This is a genomic window from Rossellomorea vietnamensis (genome assembly GCF_001305855.1).
In the GTDB taxonomy this organism is placed as follows: domain Bacteria; phylum Bacillota; class Bacilli; order Bacillales; family Bacillaceae_B; genus Rossellomorea; species Rossellomorea vietnamensis_A.
The window spans coordinates 41,592-66,117 of sequence record NZ_LIXZ01000004.1; the positions used below are offsets into that span (position 1 = coordinate 41,592).

At 43.7% G+C, this 24,526-nt stretch carries 31 protein-coding genes and 1 pseudogene; 27 read left to right on the forward strand and 5 right to left on the reverse strand.

Annotation, left to right across the window (positions count from 1 at the left end; genetic code table 11):
- Nucleotides 1-337: 337 nt before the first annotated feature.
- The 9 genes from AM506_RS06435 (at nucleotide 338) to AM506_RS06470 (ending at nucleotide 4,938) form a co-directional block, all read left to right on the forward strand.
- Entirely contained in the window at nucleotides 338-1,540 is a 1,203-nt protein-coding gene (locus tag AM506_RS06435; protein ID WP_235576055.1) for an MFS transporter, read from the forward strand.
- Between the two features lie 103 nt (nucleotides 1,541-1,643).
- Nucleotides 1,644-2,087, forward strand: a complete 444-nt coding sequence (locus tag AM506_RS06440; protein WP_060671672.1) for a GyrI-like domain-containing protein — start codon at nucleotides 1,644-1,646, stop codon at nucleotides 2,085-2,087.
- Nucleotides 2,088-2,375: 288 nt separating this feature from the next.
- Nucleotides 2,376-2,642: a hypothetical protein gene (locus AM506_RS06445; protein WP_060671673.1), complete on the forward strand. Its 267-nt coding sequence runs from the start codon at nucleotides 2,376-2,378 to the stop codon at nucleotides 2,640-2,642.
- On the forward strand, nucleotides 2,639-2,923 hold the full coding sequence (locus AM506_RS06450) for a type II toxin-antitoxin system RelE/ParE family toxin (protein WP_060671674.1): 285 nt from the start codon (nucleotides 2,639-2,641) through the stop codon (nucleotides 2,921-2,923). Before AM506_RS06445 ends, AM506_RS06450 begins: the two co-directional genes overlap by 4 nt.
- A gap of 218 nt (nucleotides 2,924-3,141) precedes the next feature.
- Entirely contained in the window at nucleotides 3,142-3,327 is a 186-nt protein-coding gene (locus AM506_RS06455; RefSeq protein WP_060671675.1) for a hypothetical protein, read from the forward strand.
- A complete protein-coding gene (locus AM506_RS23285) occupies nucleotides 3,324-3,449 on the forward strand; it encodes a hypothetical protein (protein WP_268788379.1) in 126 nt (41 codons plus the stop codon). The genes AM506_RS06455 and AM506_RS23285 overlap by 4 nt, the downstream gene beginning before the upstream one ends.
- Before the next feature lie 34 nt (nucleotides 3,450-3,483).
- Nucleotides 3,484-3,756 (forward strand): YesK family protein, encoded by a 273-nt coding sequence (locus AM506_RS06460; RefSeq protein ID WP_060671676.1) that lies wholly within the window; start codon nucleotides 3,484-3,486, stop codon nucleotides 3,754-3,756.
- Between the two features lie 85 nt (nucleotides 3,757-3,841).
- Nucleotides 3,842-4,093, forward strand: coding sequence for a hypothetical protein (locus AM506_RS06465; protein ID WP_060671677.1), 252 nt, complete (start codon nucleotides 3,842-3,844; stop codon nucleotides 4,091-4,093).
- A 104-nt stretch (nucleotides 4,094-4,197) separates the two neighbouring features.
- The gene (locus tag AM506_RS06470) at nucleotides 4,198-4,938 is read left to right on the forward strand and encodes a phosphotransferase family protein (RefSeq protein WP_060671678.1); all 741 of its coding nucleotides are present in this window, start codon (nucleotides 4,198-4,200) and stop codon (nucleotides 4,936-4,938) included.
- Between the two features lie 142 nt (nucleotides 4,939-5,080).
- Here the strand turns inward: AM506_RS06470 and AM506_RS06475 are convergent, their stop codons facing one another.
- On the reverse strand, nucleotides 5,081-5,851 hold the full coding sequence (locus AM506_RS06475; protein WP_060671679.1) for an SGNH/GDSL hydrolase family protein: 771 nt from the start codon (nucleotides 5,849-5,851) through the stop codon (nucleotides 5,081-5,083).
- Nucleotides 5,852-5,957: 106 nt separating this feature from the next.
- Between AM506_RS06475 and AM506_RS06480 the strand changes: the two genes are divergently transcribed.
- Entirely contained in the window at nucleotides 5,958-6,884 is a 927-nt protein-coding gene (locus AM506_RS06480) for an ABC transporter ATP-binding protein (RefSeq protein ID WP_440480344.1), read from the forward strand.
- Nucleotides 6,877-7,875: an ABC transporter permease gene (locus tag AM506_RS06485; protein ID WP_060671680.1), complete on the forward strand. Its 999-nt coding sequence runs from the start codon at nucleotides 6,877-6,879 to the stop codon at nucleotides 7,873-7,875. Before AM506_RS06480 ends, AM506_RS06485 begins: the two co-directional genes overlap by 8 nt.
- Nucleotides 7,876-7,948: 73 nt before the next feature.
- Here AM506_RS06485 and AM506_RS06490 read toward each other — a convergent pair whose 3' ends face one another.
- From AM506_RS06490 to AM506_RS06500, 3 genes are read right to left on the reverse strand one after another with little or no spacing between them, the layout of a single operon-like run.
- Entirely contained in the window at nucleotides 7,949-9,316 is a 1,368-nt protein-coding gene (locus AM506_RS06490) for a PTS ascorbate transporter subunit IIC (protein WP_060671681.1), read from the reverse strand.
- A 30-nt stretch (nucleotides 9,317-9,346) separates the two neighbouring features.
- Entirely contained in the window at nucleotides 9,347-9,613 is a 267-nt protein-coding gene (locus AM506_RS06495) for a PTS sugar transporter subunit IIB (RefSeq protein ID WP_060671682.1), read from the reverse strand.
- A gap of 19 nt (nucleotides 9,614-9,632) precedes the next feature.
- A complete protein-coding gene (locus AM506_RS06500; protein ID WP_060671683.1) occupies nucleotides 9,633-11,732 on the reverse strand; it encodes a BglG family transcription antiterminator in 2,100 nt (699 codons plus the stop codon).
- Nucleotides 11,733-11,976: 244 nt separating this feature from the next.
- On the opposite strand from AM506_RS06500, the gene AM506_RS06505 reads away from it, so the two are divergent.
- The 14 genes and pseudogenes from AM506_RS06505 (at nucleotide 11,977) to arsC (ending at nucleotide 20,494) form a co-directional block, all read left to right on the forward strand.
- Entirely contained in the window at nucleotides 11,977-12,306 is a 330-nt protein-coding gene (locus AM506_RS06505; protein WP_060671852.1) for an HIT domain-containing protein, read from the forward strand.
- A gap of 28 nt (nucleotides 12,307-12,334) precedes the next feature.
- The gene (locus tag AM506_RS06510) at nucleotides 12,335-12,751 is read left to right on the forward strand and encodes an HIT family protein (RefSeq protein WP_060671684.1); all 417 of its coding nucleotides are present in this window, start codon (nucleotides 12,335-12,337) and stop codon (nucleotides 12,749-12,751) included.
- 67 nt (nucleotides 12,752-12,818) lie between these two features.
- Complete coding sequence (locus AM506_RS06515) at nucleotides 12,819-13,079, forward strand: SunI/YnzG family protein (protein WP_060671685.1); 261 nt, start codon at nucleotides 12,819-12,821, stop codon at nucleotides 13,077-13,079.
- Nucleotides 13,080-13,244, forward strand: coding sequence for a hypothetical protein (locus AM506_RS22695; protein ID WP_160316853.1), 165 nt, complete (start codon nucleotides 13,080-13,082; stop codon nucleotides 13,242-13,244). It abuts the gene before it with no gap.
- A 14-nt stretch (nucleotides 13,245-13,258) separates the two neighbouring features.
- Nucleotides 13,259-13,537 carry a YesK family protein gene (locus tag AM506_RS06520; RefSeq protein WP_060671686.1) on the forward strand — a complete coding sequence of 93 codons (279 nt, stop codon included), beginning with the start codon at nucleotides 13,259-13,261 and terminating at the stop codon, nucleotides 13,535-13,537.
- A 527-nt stretch (nucleotides 13,538-14,064) separates the two neighbouring features.
- A complete protein-coding gene (locus tag AM506_RS06525; RefSeq protein WP_060671687.1) occupies nucleotides 14,065-15,795 on the forward strand; it encodes an ATP-binding protein in 1,731 nt (576 codons plus the stop codon).
- 128 nt (nucleotides 15,796-15,923) lie between these two features.
- A pseudogene (locus tag AM506_RS22030) lies at nucleotides 15,924-16,016 on the forward strand (aminoglycoside phosphotransferase); the annotation flags it as partial.
- A 5-nt stretch (nucleotides 16,017-16,021) separates the two neighbouring features.
- On the forward strand, nucleotides 16,022-16,336 hold the full coding sequence (locus AM506_RS22965; RefSeq protein ID WP_060671688.1) for a hypothetical protein: 315 nt from the start codon (nucleotides 16,022-16,024) through the stop codon (nucleotides 16,334-16,336).
- 218 nt (nucleotides 16,337-16,554) lie between these two features.
- Nucleotides 16,555-17,121: a histidine phosphatase family protein gene (locus AM506_RS06535; RefSeq protein ID WP_060671689.1), complete on the forward strand. Its 567-nt coding sequence runs from the start codon at nucleotides 16,555-16,557 to the stop codon at nucleotides 17,119-17,121.
- A complete protein-coding gene (locus AM506_RS06540) occupies nucleotides 17,118-17,582 on the forward strand; it encodes an NUDIX hydrolase (protein ID WP_060671853.1) in 465 nt (154 codons plus the stop codon). The genes AM506_RS06535 and AM506_RS06540 overlap by 4 nt, the downstream gene beginning before the upstream one ends.
- Nucleotides 17,583-17,690: 108 nt before the next feature.
- Nucleotides 17,691-18,164, forward strand: a complete 474-nt coding sequence (locus AM506_RS06545; protein ID WP_060671690.1) for a DinB family protein — start codon at nucleotides 17,691-17,693, stop codon at nucleotides 18,162-18,164.
- A gap of 232 nt (nucleotides 18,165-18,396) precedes the next feature.
- A complete protein-coding gene (locus tag AM506_RS06550) occupies nucleotides 18,397-18,741 on the forward strand; it encodes an ArsR/SmtB family transcription factor (protein ID WP_060671691.1) in 345 nt (114 codons plus the stop codon).
- Nucleotides 18,742-18,760: 19 nt separating this feature from the next.
- Nucleotides 18,761-20,050 (forward strand): arsenical efflux pump membrane protein ArsB, encoded by a 1,290-nt coding sequence (locus tag AM506_RS06555; protein ID WP_060671692.1) that lies wholly within the window; start codon nucleotides 18,761-18,763, stop codon nucleotides 20,048-20,050.
- A gap of 24 nt (nucleotides 20,051-20,074) precedes the next feature.
- Complete coding sequence (gene arsC / locus AM506_RS06560; protein ID WP_060671693.1) at nucleotides 20,075-20,494, forward strand: arsenate reductase (thioredoxin); 420 nt, start codon at nucleotides 20,075-20,077, stop codon at nucleotides 20,492-20,494.
- A gap of 69 nt (nucleotides 20,495-20,563) precedes the next feature.
- Here the strand turns inward: arsC and AM506_RS06565 are convergent, their stop codons facing one another.
- Entirely contained in the window at nucleotides 20,564-20,980 is a 417-nt protein-coding gene (locus AM506_RS06565; RefSeq protein ID WP_060671694.1) for a universal stress protein, read from the reverse strand.
- A gap of 276 nt (nucleotides 20,981-21,256) precedes the next feature.
- Between AM506_RS06565 and AM506_RS06570 the strand changes: the two genes are divergently transcribed.
- Nucleotides 21,257-22,735, forward strand: a complete 1,479-nt coding sequence (locus AM506_RS06570; protein ID WP_060671695.1) for a SulP family inorganic anion transporter — start codon at nucleotides 21,257-21,259, stop codon at nucleotides 22,733-22,735.
- A gap of 320 nt (nucleotides 22,736-23,055) precedes the next feature.
- Nucleotides 23,056-24,516: a SulP family inorganic anion transporter gene (locus AM506_RS06575; protein ID WP_060671696.1), complete on the forward strand. Its 1,461-nt coding sequence runs from the start codon at nucleotides 23,056-23,058 to the stop codon at nucleotides 24,514-24,516.
- Nucleotides 24,517-24,526 lie beyond the last annotated feature (10 nt).

The following is a 24,526-nucleotide window of genomic DNA, read 5'->3' on the forward strand; positions in this document are numbered from 1 at the left end:
CTTGTACAGAAAAAGGGAGAGAGCTATAATAAAGTAGAATCTTATATATAAAGGAGGGAATATCATGCATACATTCACTGTAGACATCAAAAAATATCGTTTATTAATGATGTCTATTATTGGAATTTCAGCCGTCCTCGGGACACGTCTGTCCTTTTTTAGCTGATTTTCATAGTGAACCTGTGTATGATTTCCTAGTATAGCGAGAGCCATGGGGAATGATTCCCTGTGGCTCTTTTGATTTTATTTAGCGATGACGGTTAGCGGATCGAGGTCAGTGACTAAGTATTCAGCAGCTGGAGGCCGCCTGCGCTTTTTAATGAGAGGACGAATCAAAATGATGAAAATATTAAAAACAAAAAACAATATCTATTTACTATACTTTTATCTCTTTTTTGCCCAACTGTTTTTCGACCGGGCGCTGTGGGTCATCTATCTTGGTGATAAGGGGATGACCTTGGGTGAGATTGGGGTGTTGGAGGCACTGCTCCATTTGGCCATCGTGTTATTCGAGGTTCCGACAGGGATGATTGCCGATTTGTACGGAAGGAAGGTCAGCCTGGTGATCGGGAATCTGTTCAGTCTCCTTTACGGATTGTTCATGCTCTTGAGCGGCAACTTCTCCATGTTCACCCTGGCGTTTCTGTCCATGGGCCTCATGGTCACCCTTCATTCGGGAGCCGAGCAGGCTTTTGCCTATGACACGCTGAAAAATGAGAAGCGGGAAAAGGATTACACGCGGGTCATCGGAAGTATGACGGCGATTTCCCTGTTGTCACTCAGCCTTGCCAAATTCCTCGGGGGATTTATGGCGGAAGTGAGCTGGGAATGGGTATATGGTTCCACCATCGTCACCCACGTCCTGGCGGTCATTCCTCTTCTGTTCATGAAAGAACCAGAGCGGGAGAAGACCGAAGAAATCAGCGGACGCTGGTACAATCAGTGGGTCCATCAATTCAGGTTGGGGGTCAATGTGTGGAGAAATAACGGGGTCATTCACGCACCGGTTGTCCTATTCATCCTGGCGAGTGCGGTCATGGTAATCATGGTATTCTACGGTCAGGAATACTTCGTGGAACTGGGCTATTCGTCGATTGTTGTGGGAGCCGTGTTCACCATCGAAGGACTTCTTGGCGTCGTGATGGCGAAAATTGCGTATAAGGTGGAGGAACGATTCAAATTCTTCAATATCCTCTATTATGGATTGGGTATTTTTCTACTCTTTTTCGTGTTATTCATCTTTGCGACGGACTGGGCGATTCTACTGTCATTCTTGATCCTTGCCCAGCTGTTGAGTCTGTTCGAACCGATCTTCAGCTCGTTCGTGCAGAGCTTTTTGAAAAGCAATATACGGTCGACTTTCCTTTCTTTGATCGGCTTGATGGAGAGCTTTGTCATCATGATCAGCTTTCCGCTCTTCGGCTATGCCATAGAAAGGACGGGTTTCACCGACGGATTCGCCTGGCTGCTCGTGATTTTCTTTACGCTTGCGGGTGGATATCTGGTTGGTCAGAGGGTGAAAATGAAGGAACGGACCTAAGAGAAACGCTTCTCACTTTTTTAAGTGGGGAGCTTATTTTCATATTATAAAAAAGGAAAAATGTGTTAAAATTTGACTAATAGAACAAAAGGGGGAGATGGATGTGACTGGTGAAAAAAGGGAAGAAACGTTTAGAATTGTAGGGTTAAAAGGGAAGGGTAATTTTGCCGATTTTAGTACGGAAGTGCCGAGTCTTGCACAGCGAATCATGGAAAAGATAGATGAACTCCAAGCGGTAACGGGTCCCGAAGTCGCCATTTATGAGCCGAAAAGGGATAGAGATCATGTTGAAGGAATTTATTATGTTGGGGTGATAGTGAACGACCCCCTCACCAGTGTTCCTGACGGGATGACGTATCTTGAATTGAACGAAGAATATGCAATGGGGAAAGGACACGATATCGAGAATCTACATAAAGATTTAATGAATTGGATGGATGATCAGGGATACCAACGGAAAACGGAAGCATACATCGTGGAAACGTATCATCCCATGGAGGACGGCGGGGAAGAAGTGGTGGTTTATTTGCCGATTGAAGGAGCTTAAGAAAAGCTTCTTTTGCTACTAGTTTGATATAGGACATAGGATGAGTTTCATGGCAGGTTTGACGGAACATTGTAAATTTTAAAAATCCCATTGAGGAAGAGGCTTAGGTAAAGTTGAACGAAGCTGGGATGGAGCCAGAAAGGGAGGATATACAAGAATGGATCCTTAGCAATATTAAAGGGACTTAAACCCCTATTGTGCTATTAGTTAAGAGGGTAAGCAGCTTCTTTGGATACCAGGTATATGGTAATATATATATATAAGAAAAGTTTAAACTGGGGTGATTGTATGGGAAAGATTAATTCTTCAGAAGACCTTATGAAATGTATTGATAACATGAATAGTGAAAACTCTGTTGTTCAATTTTCAATCCCGGGCAAGGGGAAGTTTACTCTTGTTTTACAAGAGGAGGGTGAACAATCGATTTCCGAAGATATTAAAAAAAATCCAGATTTGGAACGTATGATTCAAGAGAGTGAAGAACAGTACAAACAAGGGCTGGGGATTTCAACTTCAGATCTTTTGAAATCACTATCAGAGAAGGATTTCATGTGAGGTCCCGCTATGTTGTATGGACGCCCATTGTAAGAGAAAAGCTTAAAGCATTTAGAAGTGAAAGATTTACCCCGTTTGAAACACTTGATTTTATTTCTCAAGTCGTATTAGAGACTGAAGATTTATTGAAAAACCCTGTACTTGGGAAGAGTTATAAAGAGGAGGCTGGAAAATATAAAGGGATATCCCGAATTGTAATAAAGAAGTTTCAATTTTATTTTAAACAGGTAGACAATGAAGTACTAATTATTGCCGTTTTATTTCCAGGTGAAAATAAATAGAAGAATTTTATAAGAGACGTGCAATATACAGATCCCATTATTCAGTGGGGTCTTTTTATATATATAAAAACAAAGCAAAAGTAGGGCTCTTGCGTCGTTGGTAGCAACAGAACCGTCACAGTGGTTTAAGTATAGGTAAAATTATGCAAAAAATGATTGTGAAATGCCACCTTTTTTGAAATAATTGGAATTAATAAGGGTGTTTGGAGGAACCAATCATGAAAACAGATACTTTCTTATTCATAACAGGGTTACTCCTCTTTATGCTGGGAATCTATTTATCTACATATATTGCAAGCCTGGGTGTGTTATTAAGTGTCTGTGGTGGGATGATACTTGGCGTCAGCAGTTATTTCATGGTGTCGCATCAGGTGAAACCAAGAAAAAGGGTGAAAAAGCCATGAAAGAAGGAAGACTCGTCACTAAAGAACATATTGTAGAAGATTTAAAGAGGATAGGCGTTCCGGTTTCTGTCATTCTGACACAGGTAGAGGCAGTCGGATGGACTATGCTAGAGGTTGGATGAATAAAAACTGAAAATGAAGGGGGAGGCATTCATCATGTCAATTGACGTGTTAACGATGATCGTCTTAGGGGCCGTTGTTGCATGCATTTTACAGGCTTTGCAGAAGTATGGTGGGATTCCGGCTTATTTTAATGTGAAGTTTTTCTTCGCACTGGCTATTTTATCAGCCGCATGCTGGATCATGAGTCTGGCCGTTGGAGGATGGGGTGGTATGGGCTTGACTGCAATTGGATTGAACGGACTGGTGGCAGCGGTGTCAGGGTTGGTTTGTTCTTTTGTATTGAATATGGTGTGGAGGTCTGGATAATCAGCCAATATGTAATGATTTGGCTGGATCAAGAATGATTTTAAGAGATCTAACATATGTAGGTTAAGGAAGAGGAGGGGTTCATTTGAAAAAAGTATTCAGTACGGGGTCTTTTATTATTTTTCTCATCGGTCTAGTATTCTATTTTTTAGCCCTTTTAGGGAAAGACACATTCTTACTCCCTGCGGTCATCACGGCAGTCGTAGGTTTTGTGGCAGGCTTGTTCGGAGAAAAAACAATCCTGAGAAAGATTGGTCTGTATGGAAATGGCCTCATATTAGTGGTCGGTCTGCTTCTTCCATTTGTGGTGACGACGTTTTTTTGGAATAAGCCTTAGTGGCCACAAGCTAAACGTAAAGAACTTCTTGCGAAGAGAAGTTCTTTTGTTGTATAGAAATGCATCCATGTTGTAATAAATGAACACTAGGAGGAAGAAAGTCAATGTACCTGGGAACCCCAACAGCAACCGGAAACACAGCCAACATCTATCTCTATGAAAATAAGATATACAAAGTCTTTAACGATTCCTTACCAGACGGTGAGTCCATGAAAGAAGCAAAAAAGCAACAGTATGCCCATTCTTGCGGGCTGCCTGTCCCCGAAATCTATGATGTCACAAACATAGATGGAAAACAGGTCATCATCATGGAACACATAGAAGGGAAGCCAATCGGGGATTTTCTGACTGACAACATGAAACGAGCGGAGTATTATATGGCTATGTCAGTGGACATTCAACTAGGCATTCATCAAATCAAAGCTCATTCCATTGAACCCATGTCCGAAAAGCTGCGTCGCCAAATAGAATCTGCATCCGAATTGGATCATGGACTAAAGTCCGTTTTAATGAAGAACCTGGATTCCATGACCTTTGAAGACAGACTCTGTCACGGTGATTTTCATTTATATAACTTAATTCTGTCAGAGAATAACGTCACCATCATCGACTGGGTTGATTCCAGTGCAGGGGATAGACGGGCTGACGTGTATCGTACCTATCTCCTGTATTCCCAGGTATCAAAGGAACTGGCTGATATGTATATGCGGCTTTATTGTGAGAAAAGTGGTTTGTCTAAAGAAGAAGTATTTCAATGGGCGCCCATCATTGCTGCGGCCAGATTGTCAGAGGAGGTTTCTTCCGAAGATCCAAAGCGGCTTTTGGAGATTGTGCATCAGATTTGAGAAAGAACCTAGGGTCAGGAAAGAGCCACGGTACCTGTCCCCATGGCTTTTAGATAGACTAGCGTTTGAAAGACAAGCAAATGAAAAAAAGGTGACTCCTAAACCCTACTTCAAGTAGACGATGGATTCACCTCTTTTTGGATTATTCTATAATGTTTTTTTCAATCACAAGGGATAGGCTATCAGCTATTTGCTGATAAGTATCATCATTTGGATGGAAGTTGTCACTTGAAAGGTCGCGTTTGGAATCCGTTACCAAATTGAAGGTGTCCACCACTTGAACATCGTATTTCAAGCCTAATGTGCGGGCAGATTCATTCCATTTTTGGATGACAGTATCAAAGGAATCCCCGTCCGGTAATTCCTTAAAGGGATTATATAGTCCCATATAGAGGATGACGGCATCCTCATTTATGTCACGAATGGTTTCAAAGGTTTTTTCCAAGTTAGGAATTTCGGTTTTCAGAATGCCAAGGGCGGTAGCTTCTGAATAATTGTTTAAAATCTCACCAGAATTAAAGAGGTTATTTCCCCCAATCGTGATGGAAATGATTTTGGCGTCCTTAAGAGATCGCCTGACATCCTTTTGTTCTAACTGGGCCAGTAAATCTTCAATCCTGGCACCCCGAATCCCTAAGTTTTGGTACCGCTCCACCGTATTGGTTTCTTTAAGTGAATTTCCAACCAGCGGGACAAAACCTTCTCCTTTTGAAGATCCTACCCCCCTTGTCAATGAGTCGCCAAGTGCAATATACGTTTCCCCGGGGGTAGCGGGAGCTTCTTCTGATTCTGCTGATATCTTCTCTTGGGGAGGGTTGGCGATATCCGAATAGGCTCTTACAAATCCATATCCAAATAGGACGGTCAGCGCAAGGGAAAGGGTGATAAATAGTTGCCACATCCATTTTTTCATTCTTTATTCTCTCCTTCTATTATGATTGTACCAACTTTTACTCATGCTGAGTATTTAAAAGAGCAATTGAGAAAAAAGTTGGTTAGAATAGATGTAGGGTGATGATATGAGCATAAAGCCAACAGTTCAATTGAAAAATGTAACGAAAGTAATAGGGAAAAAGACGATTATTGATAATATATCATTTGAAATATATCCAGGAGAAGTATTTGGATTCCTTGGTCCCAATGGTGCTGGGAAAACGACTACGATTCGGATGCTCGTCGGCCTGATCAAGCCGACATCAGGAGTCATTAAAATCTGTGATTTTGATGTGAGAAAGCAATTTGTACAAGCGATGCAGCGCCTGGGTTCCATCGTAGAAAATCCAGAGTTATATAAGTATTTGAGCGGTCGGGAAAATTTGCAACTATTTGCACGGATGCTGCCTGAGGTAAATAGAGAACGAATACAAGAGGTCATTGATCTCGTTGATTTGACTGCACGAATTGATGACCAGGTACAGACCTATTCACTTGGGATGCGTCAGAGGCTAGGGATTGCACAAGCATTGTTAGGCCGGCCGGATGTGCTTATCTTGGATGAACCTACGAACGGGTTGGATCCAATGGGAATAAAGGATCTTCGTACATTTATCAGGAAGCTGGTCGATGAAACGGGTCTTTCCGTTCTCGTATCCAGTCATATATTGAGTGAAATTGAAATGCTTGCCAATCGAGTGGCTATTATGAGCCGTGGGAGAATCGTGAAGGTAGGCAAGGTAAGTGATTTAGTGGATGCATTGTCATCGGGTGTGGACTGGAGAGTCAATGATGCTTTTCATGCACTTGATCTCTTTAAAGCATCTCCCTATGTCCAATCTGCAGAACTGTACGATGATCATACGATCCATACTCTTATGGATGAAAGCAAAACGTCGATCCTGAATGAATCTTTACTAAAGGCGGGAATTGAGGTATGGACAATTGAAAGGAAGGTCCAGACATTGGAGGACTTATTTATTCGTTTGACAGGGGGCGATCATATTGTCTAATCCAAATATGATTGGTCTGATTCATAATGAAGTCATGAAGATTGCTTCTAAAAAACGCTTTGCGGTTGTCATCGCTATATTAATCATTTTAGTCTCTATGTTTACATATGCACAATACCGGGAGATACAAGAGAAGATTGAAAAGCAGGGTACGCTGGACTGGCGGGTGGAGCTGCAACAGGAGATAGTCGATCGGCAAAATCGGCTCGCATCCAGTGGGATCCAGGATGAGGCCAGACAATTCCTTGAATTGGATTTGAAGCAAAAGCAATACTACTTGGACAACAATATCAATCCGAACTATCCTGGAGCACCTACCTTCATCCGCATTTTTTTCTCGGAGGGACTCACACTGGTCCTGCCTTTACTCATCATTATCATTATGGCTGATGTTGTGAGTGGGGAATACAATGATGGGACCATCAAGACATTATTATCCCGACCGATAAAACGTTGGAAGATCCTGATGGCCAAATGGCTGACGGTTTTGCTGTATACATCGATGCTGATTGCGGCTACGGTGATTGTCTGCTATGGGATTTCAGGCATTGTCCTCGGATATGACGGCTGGACGGCACCAATTCTGACGGGCTTTCAAGCTTCTCCATCAGGTGAATTTTCGACGACCTATATCCATACCCTCCCGATGTGGGAATATTTACTGATGTCATCGGGTCTTGCATGGGTCGTTACAGCGACTGTTGCAACCATAAGCCTGATGATTTCAGTGCTAGTGAAAAATACAGCAACTGGTATCGGGGCGATGATGGCGGTGTTGATTGCAGGCACCCTCTTATCTACTGTCGGTTCAAGCTGGACGAGCTCTAAGTATTTGGTGAACTTGAATTTTGACTTGATCAATTACTTAGAAGGTCAAGCTCCACCAATCGAAGGGATGTCACTGCCGTTTTCATTAACCGTACTTGGAGTATGGACAGTCGCTTGCCTTATCATTGCGTTTTGGAATTTTACTCAGAAGGATATGTATTAAGTATGTTTGTAATGGAAGATCAAACAAAAAAAGTAGCCACCCCCAACAAACATAGAGGGTGGCTACTTTCATCTTATGCTACTTCCGTTTCTTCCTTCTCCCCAGTCCCTTTCGACTTAAAGCTGATGAAGAACAGGATGGCTAGAATTACAATGATCGAAACAAATACCATCATATTGGATTCGATCAGTTTGACAAGGTTACCAAGCACGATGCCGACTAAACCGAAGTCTGCATCACCAAAGGTTGTGCCCTGGAATCCGAGTGAGCTTAACACCGGTAACAAGAGGGCCGGCAGGAAGCTGATCATGACCCCGTTCGCCATGGAACCGATGACGGCACCGCGGCGTCCGCCGGTTGCATTTCCGAATACTCCGGCTGCTGCCCCGGTGAAGAAGTGAGGGACGAGTCCCGGAACGATGACCTTCAATCCGAGTAAAGGAAGGAAGAGCATGCTCACAAGTCCGGCGATGAAGCTGAATAGAAATCCGATGATGACGGCGTTCCCGGCGAAAGGGAAGATGGCCGGGCAATCAAGTGCCGGTTTGGCATTCGGGACGACTTTGTCCGCGATCCCTTTGAAGGCAGGTACGATTTCACCAAGCAGCATGCGTACCCCTGCTAAAATGATGTACACACCGACGGCGAAAGTGATCCCTTGCATAAAGGCGAATACCAGGAAGTTCTGCCCGCCGCTTAATTCTCCTTCGACGAAAGCTGGACCTGCTGCGCCTGCTACGACGAAGAATAGGATAACCATTGTCAGTGAAACGGAAACGGATGTGTCGCGAAGGAATCCGAGTGATTTCGGCACTTTGATTTCCTCGGTTGATTTGCTACCTTTTCCTACTGCTTTCCCGACCATTGCGGAAACAAGGTAACCGATCGATCCGAAGTGCCCGACGGCAAAGTCATCAGACCCGGTGACTTTCCTTGTGAATGGCTGAAGCATCGCAGGAGACAAAACCATCAGCGCTCCAAGGATGATCGAACCAAGAACGATCAGCGGTACTCCCGTAAATCCGCCGGTCGTCAGGATGACCGCGATCATGCAGGCCATGAACATGGTATGATGTCCGGTTAAGAAGATGTATTTAAAAGGACTGAATCGTGCAATAAGAATATTGACAACCATACCGAACAGCATAATCATCGCTGTTTCTGTTCCAAAGCTTTCCTGTGCAAGAGCTACGATCGCTTCGTTGTTCGGGATCACGCCGTCGACTTCGAAGGCGTGATTGAACATGCTGCTGAATTGCCCAAGGGACTGGACGAGTACATTCGCACCCGCTCCGAGGATGACGAAGCCCATGACCGTTTTCAGTGTTCCGGACACGACATCCCCTGAATTCTTGCGCTGGATGAGGAGCCCGATTAAGGCGAATAGACCGACAAGGATCGCTGGTGTACCGAGTATATCCTTCATTATGATATCTATCATTTATATCGCTCCTTCTTTTTTAAAAATGGTCTAGATATTTTGTTCCAATGCAGCACGCAGTTCGTTCTTATCCATCAGGTTTCTTAACTTCACAACATTCTTACGGCCGTCTTCCAGACTTTCGACGATATCTTCAGAGCCCAGGAAAAGGTCCGCTTGTTCTGTCTTGGCTGTTGTCAGATCTGTGTGAGAAACCTCTGCTTCTTTCCCCATATCCTTCAGTGCCGCTTTTACGTTCATCTCTACGATCATGCTGCTTCCTAATCCGTTTCCACATACCACTAATACTTTTTTCATTTTCATTTCCTCCTCAAATTTATACTTCTACTGTTTGGTTGATTAATTCAATGACGGTTTCTTGATCCTTTGCTGCGATCAACTTTTCTACATTGCCTTCATTTGATAATAATTCGGTAAGCTGTGCGAGTGCTTTCAAGTGCGTTTGATTATCGATCGCCGCGAGCACGATGATGAGCTGGGCGCGATGCTTTTCTTTTTCGGAAAAATAAACCGGTTCTTTGAGTCCCAGGAAGCTCATCCCCAGCTGTTCGACGCCAGTCTCCGGTCGTGCGTGGGGGATGGCGATATTCGGGGCGATGACGATGTAAGGACCGAGTTCCTTCACGTTCGTGATCATCGCTTCCACATAGTCCGGTCGAATCAATTGCTGGTCGACGAGGGGCTCACTCGCCACCTTGATGGCTTCCTCCCAGCTCGTGACACGATCTTTCAGCTGTATTGTCTGTTTTGTCAGTAATTCATTAAGCATAGGCTTTCTGAGCTCCTTTAACGTGGGAGTAGTTTGTTCTAAAAGCTGGACCAGTTCTTTTTTCAAAACGTCTTCTTCATGGACAGTTGCGTGGCGCTTGATCACATCCATCAGAAGATCAGTCCGGTTCTTTTCAGTCGGCTTCGAATCGAAAAGCTCATTCATCCGCTGCATGACCCGTTCCTTTTCTGAATTCGTCAGTATGGCGGGCACATGGATGACGGGAATGTCTTTTTCTTTTATATAATTCGTGGAAAAGATAATATCCGCTTCGTACTCGTTTGTTCGATACTCCCGCATGGAAAGAGTGGTGATGACATTGAGCCCGGCAATCAGATTCTCGAGCTGTGTCCTGAGCATGTTCGAAGTCCCGATCCCGTTTTCACATACGATGAGGGCTTTGAACTTCGTCTCGACCTTCTTCTGCTCTTTCGTCAACCACCCACCGAAATGCAGGGTGATATAGGCTGCTTCTTCATCGGGTACCGATTTTCCGACGTACAGTTCCAGGTGCTTCATGACCCGCTTCGTCAGATGAAAGATATCCGGATACGTCGTTTGAATGCTGTCAGACAGGTCATTCGCAATCGAGATCCCGTACTTGAGCCGGTAATACGTAGGTTTAATATGGGAAATCAGGTTTTCCTCCAGACCCTGTTTGTCATCGAATACGATGCAGGAGTAAGCCTGAAAATCATGGATCATCCGTTGAACGACTTCCTTAAGCCCTGACATTTCCTGTTCCGTATAGCGGGTGAAATCATCCTGCTGAACTTTCGATCCGAGCAGGTTCATCGTAATGAAGCAAACCTCATCATCCGGGAACGTGACGTCAAGCTTATTGGTGATATGAAGGGCTGCCCTGTAGGCTTCTGTCTGCTTCAAGACTTCTTTTTCCGCGTCAGGCACTGAAATGTACCTGTGCAGTTCAATCCGCTTCATGATCATCAAGATCTGAAGGGACAGAATCTCGACCATTTCATCTGTCAGCGTCAATCCCAATTCCTTTTCCGCTTCATAAAGAATTTCCCTCACCAGACGTCTTTGCTCGGTTTCCTGGGACCACGTATCGGCTTCAGGCTGAATCATCTTGTGAACCTCATTCCGGACATTCTGCCAATCGTGGTGCGAGAAGATCGTGGCGAGGATCGTGGAAAGCATCGTTCGCTTTGCCTCCTCGGGGCCTTTCAACCTGTAGCCAGATCCTTTTTTATAGTACAAGTGCAAACCTGCTTCGTGAAATTCCTGCTTGATATCTTTAATCACCTTCGCGATCGTCCCCCGGCTCATGCTCGTCAAATCCATGAACCGCTGCATCGAGGCATCTTGTTCTTCCAACAGGATGGATGCTTTAATGAGGACTTCGCGCTCTTCTTTCGATAACTGATACTGCCAATCTTCGAAACTCTGATCCTTGGAAACCATCAACTTCGATTTCGAATCAGGGGGCAAAAACAACCCCTTCCCATGCTGACTTTCAATCGGTTCCAACCCTTCCGTCCTCAGCCAGCTGTTGATCTGATCAAGATCGTAATAAATCGTCCGTTGGGACAAGTTCATCCTGGCAACAAGTTCCTTCGTCGGGACCGGGTCGGGCGAATGTTGAATGATGGATAATAAGTGTGCACGTCTTTTATCCAATACCATGAGGATCCTCCTCTAATTAATTTTGCATATTTATATTCTTGTTTATTAGATGATCATCTTATGAGTCTAGTATAGGGGCATTTAATCAATAATGAAAGGGGTTTCACTGTGTAGAGTTTGTATGGGGTGTTTTTGCAAAAATGAACAGTTGGGTCAACGGGGCATCCTTATGGGGATTTTAGATTGTCAAAGGGAGGGAGGTTTGAAATAATTGGAAGAGAAAATGTATCCGGGAGGTAAAACCATGACGAATGATTTTTATTGCGACGAGGTATTAAGTGGAAAAACAGAAGTGAATAAGGTACTTGAAACAGACAATGTCCTCGCCTACCATCACACGAGGCCCTTTTATCCTGTCCATATCGTAGCGATTCCTAAAAAACATATTTCTTCACTCCTTACACTTGAAGAAGAAGATGACGCATTATTGATTGAACTATTAGGCGTCATTAAAAAGGTAGCACGAATGGTTACAAGTGAGCATGGGGCGTGTAAAGTCGTCACAAATATGGGAGACTACCAGGATTCCAAGCATCTGCACTGGCATATTGTCTCGGGTAAGGCGTTGCGATAATTACCGATAGTAAGAAAGGAGAATACTCATGACGGATCAAAAAACCTGTCCATTCTGCCATCCTGCAAAGGACAAAGACCAAAACATCATATTTGAAAACGAATCCTGCTATTTCCTGCAGCATAACAAGCACCAGGACGTACTGGAAGGATCCGGTGTGATTGTACCGAAAAGTCATCACGCAAATGCATTCGAGTTGACGGAGAAAGAGTGGAACGATACATACGAACTGTTGCAAAAGGCAAAGGCATGCATAGATGAAATGTATTCACCAGACGGCTATACCCTTGGATGGAATGTCGGAGAGGTGTCCAATCAGTTCATTTTCCATGCCCACCTGCACGTCATTCCCAGATACAATGATGAACCGCTGGCTGGAAAAGGAGTTCGTTACTGGTTAAAGCAACCTGAAAACAAAAGGAAGAAAGAGACGTCAAATTCCTAATAGGAAGAAATTTGAAACTTTCTGTATTCTTATCCCGTAGATATTGATATAGATAGGAGTGATCAGAATGGAAGTAAAGGTATCAAGGAACAATGAGAACCTGCGAATCAAATGGCAGTTAAGTCAAATAGATATCCCTCTTTCAGAAATCAAAGATGTAACGATGGATGATACATGTGGTGGTGAAGATCATAAGGCCATCCGAATCGGATTTCCTTATGGGCACACAGACAGAATCGTCATCAAGACCCGTTCTGAAGCGTATATTCTTTTTACAAGCAATGGTGGATTGAAAGACAAGATCCTCTCATTCATGGAAGCGAGTTAGATGGGTTTCTGGATGTGGCTCGCCATTTCCTTACCCTTGGTCGGCGGTATCGCTGCTGCTCACTCCGGTAAGAAAAAAACGGAAAGAAAACATGTGGTTGCCCTACTTGGGTTTATCGTGGCCGTGATTCTCTTTTTCTTTTGGTGGTTTAACAGAGTGGCTTAATAGGGGGTGTAAACATGTTAATGTTAGAGGGGTGGCTGCCAATCATCGTGCTTTTTTTCATTTCAGCTTGCATTATTGTGGTGTTGGCCAGGTATACCCGTAATCACATCGTATTCAGTTTGTCTGCACTATTGGGCTGTGTCTGTCTCGGAACCATTCTATTCAGTATATTCAAAGTCGGCGGCTGGGACGGGATGGCAATCGGTTTCTATGCCATTGCTGCGTTTCTTGGTCTATCGATCGGAACCGCGATCAGCCCGTTCATTAAAAAAAGACAAGGGTGGGGTAGATGATTGCACTATTGACGGTGATTGGTGATGTTATCGCGGCCGTTGCTGCATCGTTTCTGAGAGACAGGAAGAAATGAGTCCGAATTGACCAAAGGAAATCCCGATTACGAGAGTTATCATTCCGAGTCCTATAATATAAGCCGTTTGAAGAAAAATCTCGACCACGTCCAAACGATCCCGCTTCTCTACAAGGAAGCGGGATTTTTATATGAATTTACCAAAGTTAAACCTAATTTTCCATAAAATAACGTTTATTAACTAGGTAAATATATATAGTTTTCTTTCGTTTTTCAGTAAAATAGAAGATGCGGGTTCAATATACCTGCGTGTGAATAATGGAAGCGCCTTCTTCCGGCGGTATTGAAGCAAAAGGAATTTTAGGGACGCTTCAAAAGATCCTTCGGAATCCGATATAGATAAGAAAGCATCCCTTGGCATCTTCCGCGGCAAAAAACGTCTGGAGAAGCATAACGTGATCACCTCACAAGGGATTCAACAGCTGTATGATCATCGCAAAAGGGGAGAGGTTAATGGAGTTTGTTCTGTTAGTCGCCATTTCATTCATTCCTGTCATCATTTCAGGATCACTATTATTCTATTCAAAATCCACCTTAAGCAAAGCGTTATCCTTATTTTTATTCCTATTATGTTTATGGCAGATTGATATTGCTTTTTTATATGCCAATGACTATTTTTCTCCAGAATTGATCGATCATGCGTTCAGGATTTTCCGGATCGGACCGATTCTGATCATGCCGGTCATGTATTATTTCGCGTACTATCTTGTTGAAAGACATGATGAACTTAGAAAATATCATGTGTTCTTTAATAAAGGTGCTCTCATGTTCCTCGGTGGATTCAGTCTCATTGTATATGGGATTAATTTCACCACGATCGGAGTCACCTCGTATACAGTCGTCCCTGAAACAACGTTTGCCCCTTCTCATTTCATTCCCGTGTACGGGATGCTTAATTCTACTTTTATCATCAATGTAATATTAGTGTTTGTTCATACGTTTTTCCTTCTTGGACTTACATTAAAGCTGCATGACGCCTTTTTCCGTCTTTTTTATTCAAAGCTTGTGTTTGGTTCATTCTTCGTGTTCTTAAATGGGGTCATCAGCGGTTTTGGTGTGCTGCCTTTATATTTCTCAAGCTTCAATTCCATCCTTGTCGCCATTCTCCTGTTTCTCGGCTTCTTCCAAATGCAATCGGAACTGCTGAATGTGGCGAATGACAATCTTGTGAAACAAAGCAATCTGCTGGAAGAGATCATGAATATCAATCCGAACTACTTGGTTGTGTTGGATAAAGAGAATCGGATCGTGAAGATCAATCATTCGATCTGCGCTCTATTGTTGATCTCCGGTGAACAGATGATGGGCATGAAATTTTCCACTTTCCTCAAGACATATCAGCTGAAAATCACTCGAGGTGAATTGCAGAAACTGACTCGCATCAACGGGGAAGTCCATTATATCCAATGGGGCACCACGACTTTGCGTTATCATGACCAAGAACTGTACACCCTGTTTTATGGAATCGACTTTACCAATCAGAAGCAGAATGAACAGCTTCTCCTCTCCACGGAAAAAAGCAAGGTCATCGGGGAGCTTGCTGCAAGCATTGCCCATGAAATCCGGAATCCCATGACGACGGTGAGGGGCTTCATTCAACTCATGAAAGAAAAGAATGTGGACAGTCAGTATGAAGGAATCATGCTCCAAGAAATCGATCGGGTAAATGAAGTGTTGAAGGAGCTATTGCTGCTCGCAAAGCCCGAAGCGAATGACGATGCCGACCTCCGTGAAGAAGACATGCAGCTCAATATCCACCATGAAGTCAACCATGTCAGCATCCTGTTCGACGCCGTTGCGGCAGAGCAGAATAAAAGGATCTACATGTCGAGTTCGCTCCCGTCTGACACCCTGGTTGCCTTTCATGAATCTCACTTTAAACAGGTGCTCCTCAATACGATCAAGAACAGTCTTGAGGCCGTCGAGGAAAAGGGCAAGATTAAAATCAAGCTCGATCAGTCAAATGATTGCATCCGGGTCCGGATCATCGACAACGGCAAAGGCATTTCCAAGAAGCGCCTCGCCAGGATCGGGGAACCCTACTTCACCAATAAAGACAAAGGAACCGGCATCGGCCTCACCATCTGCTTCAAGCTCATGAATGACTACAACGGAGTAATGTCCGTGAAAAGTAAAGTAGGCTGGGGAACGACAGTGACCCTCCTCTTGCCTAAGAAAAATTGACCCTCTTGTGAAAACGAGAGGTTTTTTTCGTTGAAATGAGTAGGGGATTGAGAAATGGTCTGAGTTTTGAAATAATTGGTATTATAGGATCAACCTGGTTTTGTGGAAATAAGAAAGGGGTGGTCCTCATGTCACACGAAGAAAAACTAACCGGCGGGAATGTCTCGACCGTATATCGTTCCGGAAATACTGTCCGTCGGGAATTAAAGCCTGAGAGCGCCATCCAATGGGCATCACGGAGGATTCCCCTTACCTCTTCCACCTGTTTTGTATCGGTGATCGTGTTAAACTCTTCATACTTATCTTCATCTCCGAACTGCTGGATGCCCAAGTAGATTTCATCCGTCCACCTGATTATCGATTTATTTATGAATTTAAAAATCCGAATATCGATGCTAAGGCCGTGCTGCACCAGGTGTGGATTAGTCCGAAGAAAGATGAACTCGAGGTCATGCAGGGTCCCCATGAATATACCAAGCTGACCAAGGAAGACTCTGCCCGTTTGTTTGAAATTTTGACGGGGGAAGGTTTAGGAGACTGAGTGGGAGGGTGTAAAGAAAATTCGACAAACCGGCACGAATATCTCATATCCCTCATGATTTCTTCTATACCCGCACGATAAAAATGAAACCCGCATGATAGATCCAGATCTGGCATGAAAGTGAGGGAACCGGCATGATTATGTTGCCGGGGACAATCCTTAATACATTTCCGTTATAAAAAGAACTTATCTTATCAATGAGAGGAGATAATTGTAGTTTGAGTACTTACATCTATATGATAAGACACGGCGATTCACCGAAAGAAGGTCCTGAACGATCCCGTGGATTGACGGAAAAAGGGATAGCGGATACCCGGAAATTAACCGAGTTGTTGATAAAAGAAGACCTTGACGTCGTGGTATCAAGTCCCTACCTGCGTTCGATCCTGACGGTGGAAGGGGTAAGTCAGCATATTGGACAAGCTGTGTTTGTGGAAGAAGACTTGAAGGAAAGGGTCTTTTCAACAGATAACCATCGGATGCCTGATCAGGAACTGGGGCCTTTACTGGAGGCGTCGTTCCTAGACCCGGATTTTTCCTTAAAGGGCGCAGAGTCAAATGCTGATTGCGTAAAAAGAGGGATCGGCGTTTTGAACACATTATTAGATCCATATAGAAAAAAGAAAATCGCGGTCGGAACACACGGAGCCATCATGACACTGATGCTGGGCTATTATGACAGCCGTTTTGATTTGAACTTTTTGCACCGTACATCCAAACCGGATGTTTATCGGATGGAATTTAAAGGTTTGGAATTTGTAGGAGTTGAGCGATTGTGGCAATGAGTGAAGTTCCAATAAAGTGTACTGGAATAGCCGTCGTATTATTGAAAAAAGTACAAAATGAATTCAAAGTATTGTTAGTGAAAAGAGAGGGGTCTGTTTTGAAAGATGTTTGGTGCTATATAGGCGGGGGCATCGAAGAAGGCGAGAAAGCCTGGGAAGCCGCATACAGAGAGGTGGAAGAAGAGACAGGAATCACAAACATGTCCTTATATTCTGCCAATACCTTTGATCGGATCTATTCAATTGAAGGGAATTATATATACATCGCGCCTGTGTTTGTGGGATTCGTACCAGATGATCAGGAAGTGACGTTAAACGAAGAGCATAGTGATTATAGATGGGTGTCCCTTGAAGAAGCAATGGGCACTGTTTCTTTACCTGGAAATGAGGAAGTATTATCGTTCATTGAGAATCATTTCGTAAAAAAAGAAGCTCCGGCTTATTTGAAGATTAGACGTTGAGAGGGTTTACTGGATTTTCATGCAAATTGGAAATAAAAGCTCGAAAATAAGATGACTAACATATAAACTTAAAATAAATTGAGGAACCATAAAAGGAGAATGCAAAAAATGGATGTTTTCATTAGCCAGTATGAGTGGATCCGCCGTACCAGAGAATTATTGTTCCGTTATTGTGAAGCGATGTCCCAAGAGGATTATGTAAAAGAACTTGAATCGTTTGGAGGAGACTCCATCCGCAATCTGCATGTTCACGTGGCGGATTGCTATCGCGTTTGGCTGGGAAGTCGTGCTCTAGGTCGGTCCCTTCCTAGAATCACTCAAGATTCAGCAAACACTGTAGAGGAAATGCGTGAAATTTTCAGGAAGACTGATGACCTGCTTCATGAATTTCTAGAGGAGTTCAAAGGGGATTGGGATCACACTATGCACATATCCTTCGGTGAAGGTGATAGTGCAGAAATCTCTGCTTTATGGCTGTATACTCATACCGTCACACATGAATTTCACCATAAAGGACAAATCGTTAAAATTGGCAGACAGCTTGGATATATCCCTCCTGATACGGATCTCATTGAGCCTTAATCGTTTTAGTTGGTTGGTGTCTGTTTTACTATTACTTAAAAATAGATTAAAACCGGGGAACAATCTCTGTTTTTTTCCTTTAATTCCATTCCTTTTCTCTATCTCTTCACAAAATCAGTACACAGTGTCCAACAACTCTAAAGCAGCGTCTAAGTAGAATACAGAAACGTCTTGCATTCTATATATAAGTGAACTATTATATAAGCATACATTAATATATGGAGGCGAGTGGATGAAAGCATCGACGGTTGAAATAGATAAATCCGCGACCATTCTTAAGTTACTAGGGGATAAAACCCGGTTGACCATGGTAAAGATACTAGATACAAATGATTGTTGTGTGTGTGAATTCGTGGAGATTTTTCAAGCGAGTCAGCCTGCTATTAGTCAGCACGTCCGTAAGTTGAAGGATGTAGGAATCGTAAGGGAGAAGCGGCGCGGTCAATGGATCATTTACTCCCTTAACCGCGACAGTGAATATTTCCCGATGATTCAAAGCCTTCTGGACCACCTGCCGAATCAGGATTTCAAACTGAAGGAATTGGAGGAGCAGGGCTTACGTATTTCTTGTGATTAATAGGAGGTAAAAAAGAATTATGACTATATTGGCATCTGTGATTTTTCTCATCACCCTTGTGTTCGTCATTTGGCAGCCGAAAGGGCTTTCCATCGGCTGGTCCGCCATTGGCGGAGCCATTTTGGCGCTGATTGTGGGGGTTGTCGATTTCAGCGATGTGGTGGATGTGACCGGCATCGTCTGGAATGCGACATTAGCATTTATTGCAATTATTATTATTTCTCTCATTCTTGATGAGATTGGATTTTTTGAATGGGCTGCTTTGCATATGGCAAGAGCGGCAAAAGGAAACGGTGTGAGGATGTTCGTCTACGTTTCACTGCTCGGTGCAGTGGTGGCGGCCCTTTTTGCCAACGATGGAGCGGCTCTGATCCTGACACCGATCGTCCTTGCGATGGTAAGGAACCTGAATTTCAGTGAGAAGCTTGTGTTCCCGTTCATCATAGCCAGCGGATTCATCGCGGATACGACATCTCTTCCTTTAGTGGTAAGTAACCTGGTGAACATCGTGTCCGCTGACTTCTTCGGAATCGGATTTGTGGAGTTTGCTTCCCGGATGATTGTTCCGAATCTGTTTTCACTCGGAGCAAGTATACTTGTCCTTTATCTCTTTTTCCGAAAGAGCATCCCGAAGAATTATGATGTTTCTCAGCTTAAAAAACCGGTGGATGCCATACAGGATATCAAGATGTTCCGTCTTTCCTGGGTGGTGCTCTCAATTCTCCTTATCGGCTATTTCGCCAGTGAATTCATTGGCGTGCCGGTTTCCATCATTGCAGGGATCGTAGCCATCTTCTTCTTGTTCATGGCTAGAAGAAGTGCAGCCGTCAATACAAAGACTGTCATCAAAGGGGCTCCGTGGGCCATCGTGTTCTTCTCGATTGGCATGTACGTGGTCGTTTATGGCCTTCGTAACGTTGGCCTGACCAATGTATTAGCGGATGTCATCCAGATGACGGCGGATCAAGGATTATTTGCGGCTACGGTCGGAATGGGATTCATCGCGGCGATCCTATCGTCTATCATGAACAATATGCCGACGGTGATGATTGATGCCCTGGCGATTGCCGGCACGGATACGACGGGTGTCACCCGTGAAGCATTGATTTATGCCAACGTCATCGGTTCCGATCTAGGACCGAAGATCACCCCGATCGGGTCATTGGCCACATTATTATGGCTCCACGTCCTTTCATTAAAAGGAGTGAAAATTTCCTGGGGGACGTACTTTAAAACAGGCATCATCCTGACCATCCCAACCCTTTTCATCACACTAGTCGGGCTCTATATATGGTTATTAATCATCTAACAAACAATAAAGGAGAGATTCAACATGTCAAAGAAAACCATCTACTTCCTATGTACAGGGAATTCATGCCGAAGCCAAATGGCAGAAGGTTGGGCGAAAAAGCACTTAGGTAACGAGTGGGACGTATACAGCGCAGGAATTGAAGCACACGGATTAAACCCAAATGCGGTGAAAGCAATGAACGAAGTCGATATCGACATCACGAATCAAACATCCGATATCATCGACCATGAAATCCTGAATAACGCAGACTTAGTCGTTACACTATGCGGGGATGCAGCGGATAAATGTCCGATGACACCTCCTCATGTGAAACGAGTTCATTGGGGATTCGATGACCCAGCGAAGGCGGAAGGTACGGAAGAAGAGAAATGGGCTTTCTTCCAACGTGTGCGTGATGAGGTGGGGGAAAGAATTCACCGTTTTGCGAGGACCGGTGAATAAAAACGCATAGCCAGTAGTGGTTAATGGATAAAATTGAACCCCTTCGGCCAGTGGGCTGAAGGGGTTATGTCATTTTACGATCATCACGGGACACTTCACTCTCTTTGCTACTTTGTGACTCACACTTCCCAAGACCATTTCCTGAAGGGTGTTCAGCCCTCTGCTCCCAATCACCACTGCGTCGAATTGGTGTTCATTTGCATGCTTGACGATCGTGGGACCCGGTTCACCGTGTAAATAATGTGTTGTATAATTAATCTTCGCGTGTTTGATTTTCTGTTCGATTAATAGAAGTTTCTTCTTTCTATGTTCAGCAGCGTCGGTTCCCCAATGCTGCAGTACATCGTCTTTTGAATGTTTTCCATCAATGACATACACCACTTCAATGGTGCCATTTTTTTGGCAGGAGGCAAGGGCGATGGCTTTTTCACTTGCTCTAATAGAATGGTCGGACCCATCTGTTGCTAATAAGATTTTATTGAACATGATTGAATCTCCTCTCTATGTTGTTTCAGGATATGTAAGGTATTCGACTATAACCATCTATTATCCTTTACAATCATTTATAAAAATTAATAAAAGTTGAATCGTGTCGAAAACATGCGTTTACCTAAGATAATCAAAGAAAATAGGTGTTGTGACCGTTTTATTGGACGCTTCACAACAAAAGGGTTTCGTTATATAATGTGCCTTGTGTTTAACGGACCCGACTTTCATGAGAGTTGAAAGTCAAATAAAATTTTTCTTAAAAAGAGGTGCATAATGAATATATCAACAATTAAATCTCAATGGTTAGGAAACATCCGCGGTGATGTACTGGCAGGGATGGTCGTGGCTATGGCCCTGATTCCTGAAGCCATTGCGTTCTCAATCATAGCAGGTGTCGATCCGATGGTCGGATTGTACGCTTCCTTCTGTATTGCCGTGGTCATTGCCTTTGTAGGGGGACGCCCCGGGATGATATCCGCAGCGACCGGTGCAACAGCCCTGGTGATGGTTAATCTTGTGGCCGATCACGGGCTGCAGTATTTACTGGCCGCCACCATTCTGACGGGTGTCATTCAGATCATTATGGGTGTATGTAAGTTAGGACGATTAATGAAGTTTGTTCCGCGTTCCGTCATGATCGGTTTTGTGAATGCTTTGGCTATTCTGATCTTTACGGCGCAATTACCACACTTTATCGATGAATCATGGGTGATGTATGCGATGGTTGCCGGAGCGTTGGCGATTATTTATATTCTCCCACGCTTCACCAAAGCAGTTCCATCTCCTTTGGTCGCCATCATTGCCATCACAGTGGTCGCTGTTTTGATCAATAGTGATGTGCGGACCGTGGGTGACATGGGGCAACTGACTCAGTCGTTACCAATTTTCTTGATCCCGGATATTCCGTTTACCTTTGAAACCTTACAGATCATTTTTCCCTATTCGCTTTCCATTGCGATTGTCGGATTGGTTGAATCCTTATTGACCGCATCCATCGTGGATGATATGACGGACACAACAAGTGACAAGAACAAGGAAGCAAAGGGACAAGGAATGGCGAATATCGTTTCTGCTTTCTTTGGGGGTATGGCTGGTTGTGCGATGATCGGTCAATCGGTCATCAACGTGAAGTCAGGCGGGAGAGGACGTTTGTCTACATTGGTAGCCGGTGTATTCTTGATGATCCTGATCCTGTTGTTGAACGACTTCCTTGTCACGATTCCCATGGCGGCACTAGTCGGAGTGATGTTCATGGTTTCCATCGGGACATTCGATTGGTCATCCATTAAGAATCTTCATAAAACACCATTAACTGATACGGTCGTAATGTTGGCGACGGTCATTACGGTCCTCTTTACACATGATCTATCAAAAGGGGTACTGGTTGGAATCATTTTGAGTGCCATATTCTTTGCCTCCAAGATTTCGAAAGTGAAGATTACGACTCTATCAACCGATCAACCGCATAAGAAGGTGTATCGGGTATCAGGTCAGTTATTCTTTGCTTCCGTATCCGAGTTTGTTGAAGCATTTGATTTCACTGAACAGGTGAAAGAAGTGACGCTAGATCTTACAGATGCCCATCTTTGGGATGACTCGGCTGTAGGGGCCATTGATAAAGTGGTCATCAAATATCACCAGAACGGTGTGAAAGTCACCTTGATTGGATTAAATGAAGAAAGCAATAAACTGGTGAATAGGTTGGCTGTTCACAATCAGCCTGGCGGTCTTGATAAAGCCGTCGGACATTAAAGGAACGCTCTTTGTCTATGAATGACAAAGAGCTTTTTTTCTGCGTGGAAAAGACGAAAAAGAGATAAATGCATAATGTTTTTGAAAGGGTATTATATATTTAGTTATACTCAGTTATAAAAGAATACATTTAATTATAAAAAGATATATTTACATAGTATATGAAAGAATATAAAAGCATACATGAGTTATTCTTGTATGGTCCCGCTTTCATTGCGTTTTGGAGGATGAAAAATATGTGGTATGATTCTAGCTGTTGATAACGGATATGCTCATCGTGAGAGTCGAGAGCAGTTACTACTTTAGAAAGAGGTGCTGAATTGAACACACAGTCATTGAAGAAAAGTTGGTTCGGAAACATAAAAGGTGATGTGTTATCAGGGATCGTAGTGGCACTGGCACTTATACCTGAAGCGATCGCCTTTTCCATTATTGCTGGTGTGGATCCGATGGTCGGATTGTACGCTTCCTTTTGTATTTCGGTTGTCGTTGCCTTTTTAGGCGGGCGTCCGGGTATGATTTCCGGTGCCACTGGTGCGATGGCCTTGTTGATGGTCACCCTTATTGCTGATCACGGTTTACAATATTTACTCGCAGCCACGATCATTACCGGGGTTTTACAATTATTATTTGGAGTATTTAAACTTGCGAGCGTCATGAAATTTGTCCCGCGTTCGGTTATGGTTGGGTTCGTGAATGCCCTTGGAATCTTAATCTTCACTTCACAGCTGCAACATTTTGAAGGGGAAGGCTGGATCATGTACGGTTTGGTGGCGTTAACGTTAGCGATCATTTATATTTTACCGCGATTCACGAAGGCGGTTCCTTCTACATTGGTGGCCATCATCGTCGTCACCATCATTGCAGTCGTTGGTAACATTGATATAAGAACCGTAGGGGATTTGGGTACGCTTAAACAAGAATTACCTGTTTTCCTCTTACCGGATATTCCACTCACATTTGAAACGTTGAAAATTGTCTTTCCTTATTCATTGGCCCTTGCTGTGGTCGGTTTACTGGAATCACTCTTGACCTCCACCATCGTGGATGACATGACAGATTCTACCAGTGACAAAAATAAGGAAAGTCGTGGACAGGGTTATGCAAATATGGTCACAGGGTTCTTTGGAGGAATGGCCGGCTGTGCCATGATCGGACAATCGGTCATCAATGTGAAATCTGGGGGAAAAGGACGGTTATCTTCCCTTGTGGCAGGAGTATTCCTGATGTTTCTCATCATTGTACTTGGCGGAACCGTTGTCCAGATTCCGATGGCAGCCCTTGCCGGGGTCATGATCATGGTGTCCATCGGAACATTTGATTGGTCATCCGTTAAAAATATTCATAAATTGCCTAGAACAGATGCAGCTGTCATGCTTATTACGGTCCTGACCGTGGTGTTTACTCATGATCTGTCCAAAGGAGTCTTTGCTGGAGTTCTACTGAGTGCGATATTCTTTGCAGCCAAAATATCTAAAGTGGAAGTCACAGAAGAGGTACACCCTGCAAGAAAGCAGACCACCTATTATGTCAATGGGCAAATCTTCTTTGCATCGGTCAGTGATCTACTCAAAAAGTTTAATTTCGCCTCAGACTTACAATCTGTTGAAATCAATCTGAAGAATGCCCATTTGTGGGATGATTCAGCTGTTGGAGCATTCGACAAAATTGAAACGAAGTTCGAACAGCAGAACATTTCCGTATTCTACACCGGCTTAAATGAAGAAAGCCAAAAGCTAAAGAATCGGATGGGTGGTTTATCTAAAGCATCAGGACATTAAGTCAGGAGAA

Excerpts from the sequence above, each read along its gene's own strand:
- arsC (WP_060671693.1), top strand. The coding sequence starts at position 20,075 with ATGTCAAAGAAAACCATCTACTTCCTATGTACAGGGAATTCATGCCGA.
- AM506_RS06565 (WP_060671694.1), bottom strand. The coding sequence starts at position 20,980 with ATGTTCAATAAAATCTTATTAGCAACAGATGGGTCCGACCATTCTATT.
- AM506_RS22695 (WP_160316853.1), top strand. The coding sequence starts at position 13,080 with ATGGGTTTCTGGATGTGGCTCGCCATTTCCTTACCCTTGGTCGGCGGT.
- AM506_RS06435 (WP_235576055.1), top strand. The coding sequence starts at position 338 with ATGATGAAAATATTAAAAACAAAAAACAATATCTATTTACTATACTTT.
- AM506_RS06475 (WP_060671679.1), bottom strand. The coding sequence starts at position 5,851 with ATGAAAAAATGGATGTGGCAACTATTTATCACCCTTTCCCTTGCGCTG.
- AM506_RS06515 (WP_060671685.1), top strand. The coding sequence starts at position 12,819 with ATGGAAGTAAAGGTATCAAGGAACAATGAGAACCTGCGAATCAAATGG.
- AM506_RS06490 (WP_060671681.1), bottom strand. The coding sequence starts at position 9,316 with ATGATAGATATCATAATGAAGGATATACTCGGTACACCAGCGATCCTT.
- AM506_RS06495 (WP_060671682.1), bottom strand. The coding sequence starts at position 9,613 with ATGAAAAAAGTATTAGTGGTATGTGGAAACGGATTAGGAAGCAGCATG.
- AM506_RS06500 (WP_060671683.1), bottom strand. The coding sequence starts at position 11,732 with ATGGTATTGGATAAAAGACGTGCACACTTATTATCCATCATTCAACAT.
- AM506_RS06550 (WP_060671691.1), top strand. The coding sequence starts at position 18,397 with ATGAAAGCATCGACGGTTGAAATAGATAAATCCGCGACCATTCTTAAG.
- AM506_RS06545 (WP_060671690.1), top strand. The coding sequence starts at position 17,691 with ATGGATGTTTTCATTAGCCAGTATGAGTGGATCCGCCGTACCAGAGAA.
- AM506_RS06525 (WP_060671687.1), top strand. The coding sequence starts at position 14,065 with ATGGAGTTTGTTCTGTTAGTCGCCATTTCATTCATTCCTGTCATCATT.
- AM506_RS06480 (WP_440480344.1), top strand. The coding sequence starts at position 5,958 with ATGAGCATAAAGCCAACAGTTCAATTGAAAAATGTAACGAAAGTAATA.
- AM506_RS06555 (WP_060671692.1), top strand. The coding sequence starts at position 18,761 with ATGACTATATTGGCATCTGTGATTTTTCTCATCACCCTTGTGTTCGTC.
- AM506_RS06470 (WP_060671678.1), top strand. The coding sequence starts at position 4,198 with ATGTACCTGGGAACCCCAACAGCAACCGGAAACACAGCCAACATCTAT.
- AM506_RS06445 (WP_060671673.1), top strand. The coding sequence starts at position 2,376 with ATGGGAAAGATTAATTCTTCAGAAGACCTTATGAAATGTATTGATAAC.
- AM506_RS06460 (WP_060671676.1), top strand. The coding sequence starts at position 3,484 with ATGTCAATTGACGTGTTAACGATGATCGTCTTAGGGGCCGTTGTTGCA.
- AM506_RS22965 (WP_060671688.1), top strand. The coding sequence starts at position 16,022 with ATGGGCATCACGGAGGATTCCCCTTACCTCTTCCACCTGTTTTGTATC.
- AM506_RS06510 (WP_060671684.1), top strand. The coding sequence starts at position 12,335 with ATGACGGATCAAAAAACCTGTCCATTCTGCCATCCTGCAAAGGACAAA.
- AM506_RS06540 (WP_060671853.1), top strand. The coding sequence starts at position 17,118 with ATGAGTGAAGTTCCAATAAAGTGTACTGGAATAGCCGTCGTATTATTG.
- AM506_RS23285 (WP_268788379.1), top strand. The coding sequence starts at position 3,324 with ATGAAAGAAGGAAGACTCGTCACTAAAGAACATATTGTAGAAGATTTA.
- AM506_RS06455 (WP_060671675.1), top strand. The coding sequence starts at position 3,142 with ATGAAAACAGATACTTTCTTATTCATAACAGGGTTACTCCTCTTTATG.
- AM506_RS06520 (WP_060671686.1), top strand. The coding sequence starts at position 13,259 with ATGTTAATGTTAGAGGGGTGGCTGCCAATCATCGTGCTTTTTTTCATT.
- AM506_RS06505 (WP_060671852.1), top strand. The coding sequence starts at position 11,977 with ATGACGAATGATTTTTATTGCGACGAGGTATTAAGTGGAAAAACAGAA.
- AM506_RS06570 (WP_060671695.1), top strand. The coding sequence starts at position 21,257 with ATGAATATATCAACAATTAAATCTCAATGGTTAGGAAACATCCGCGGT.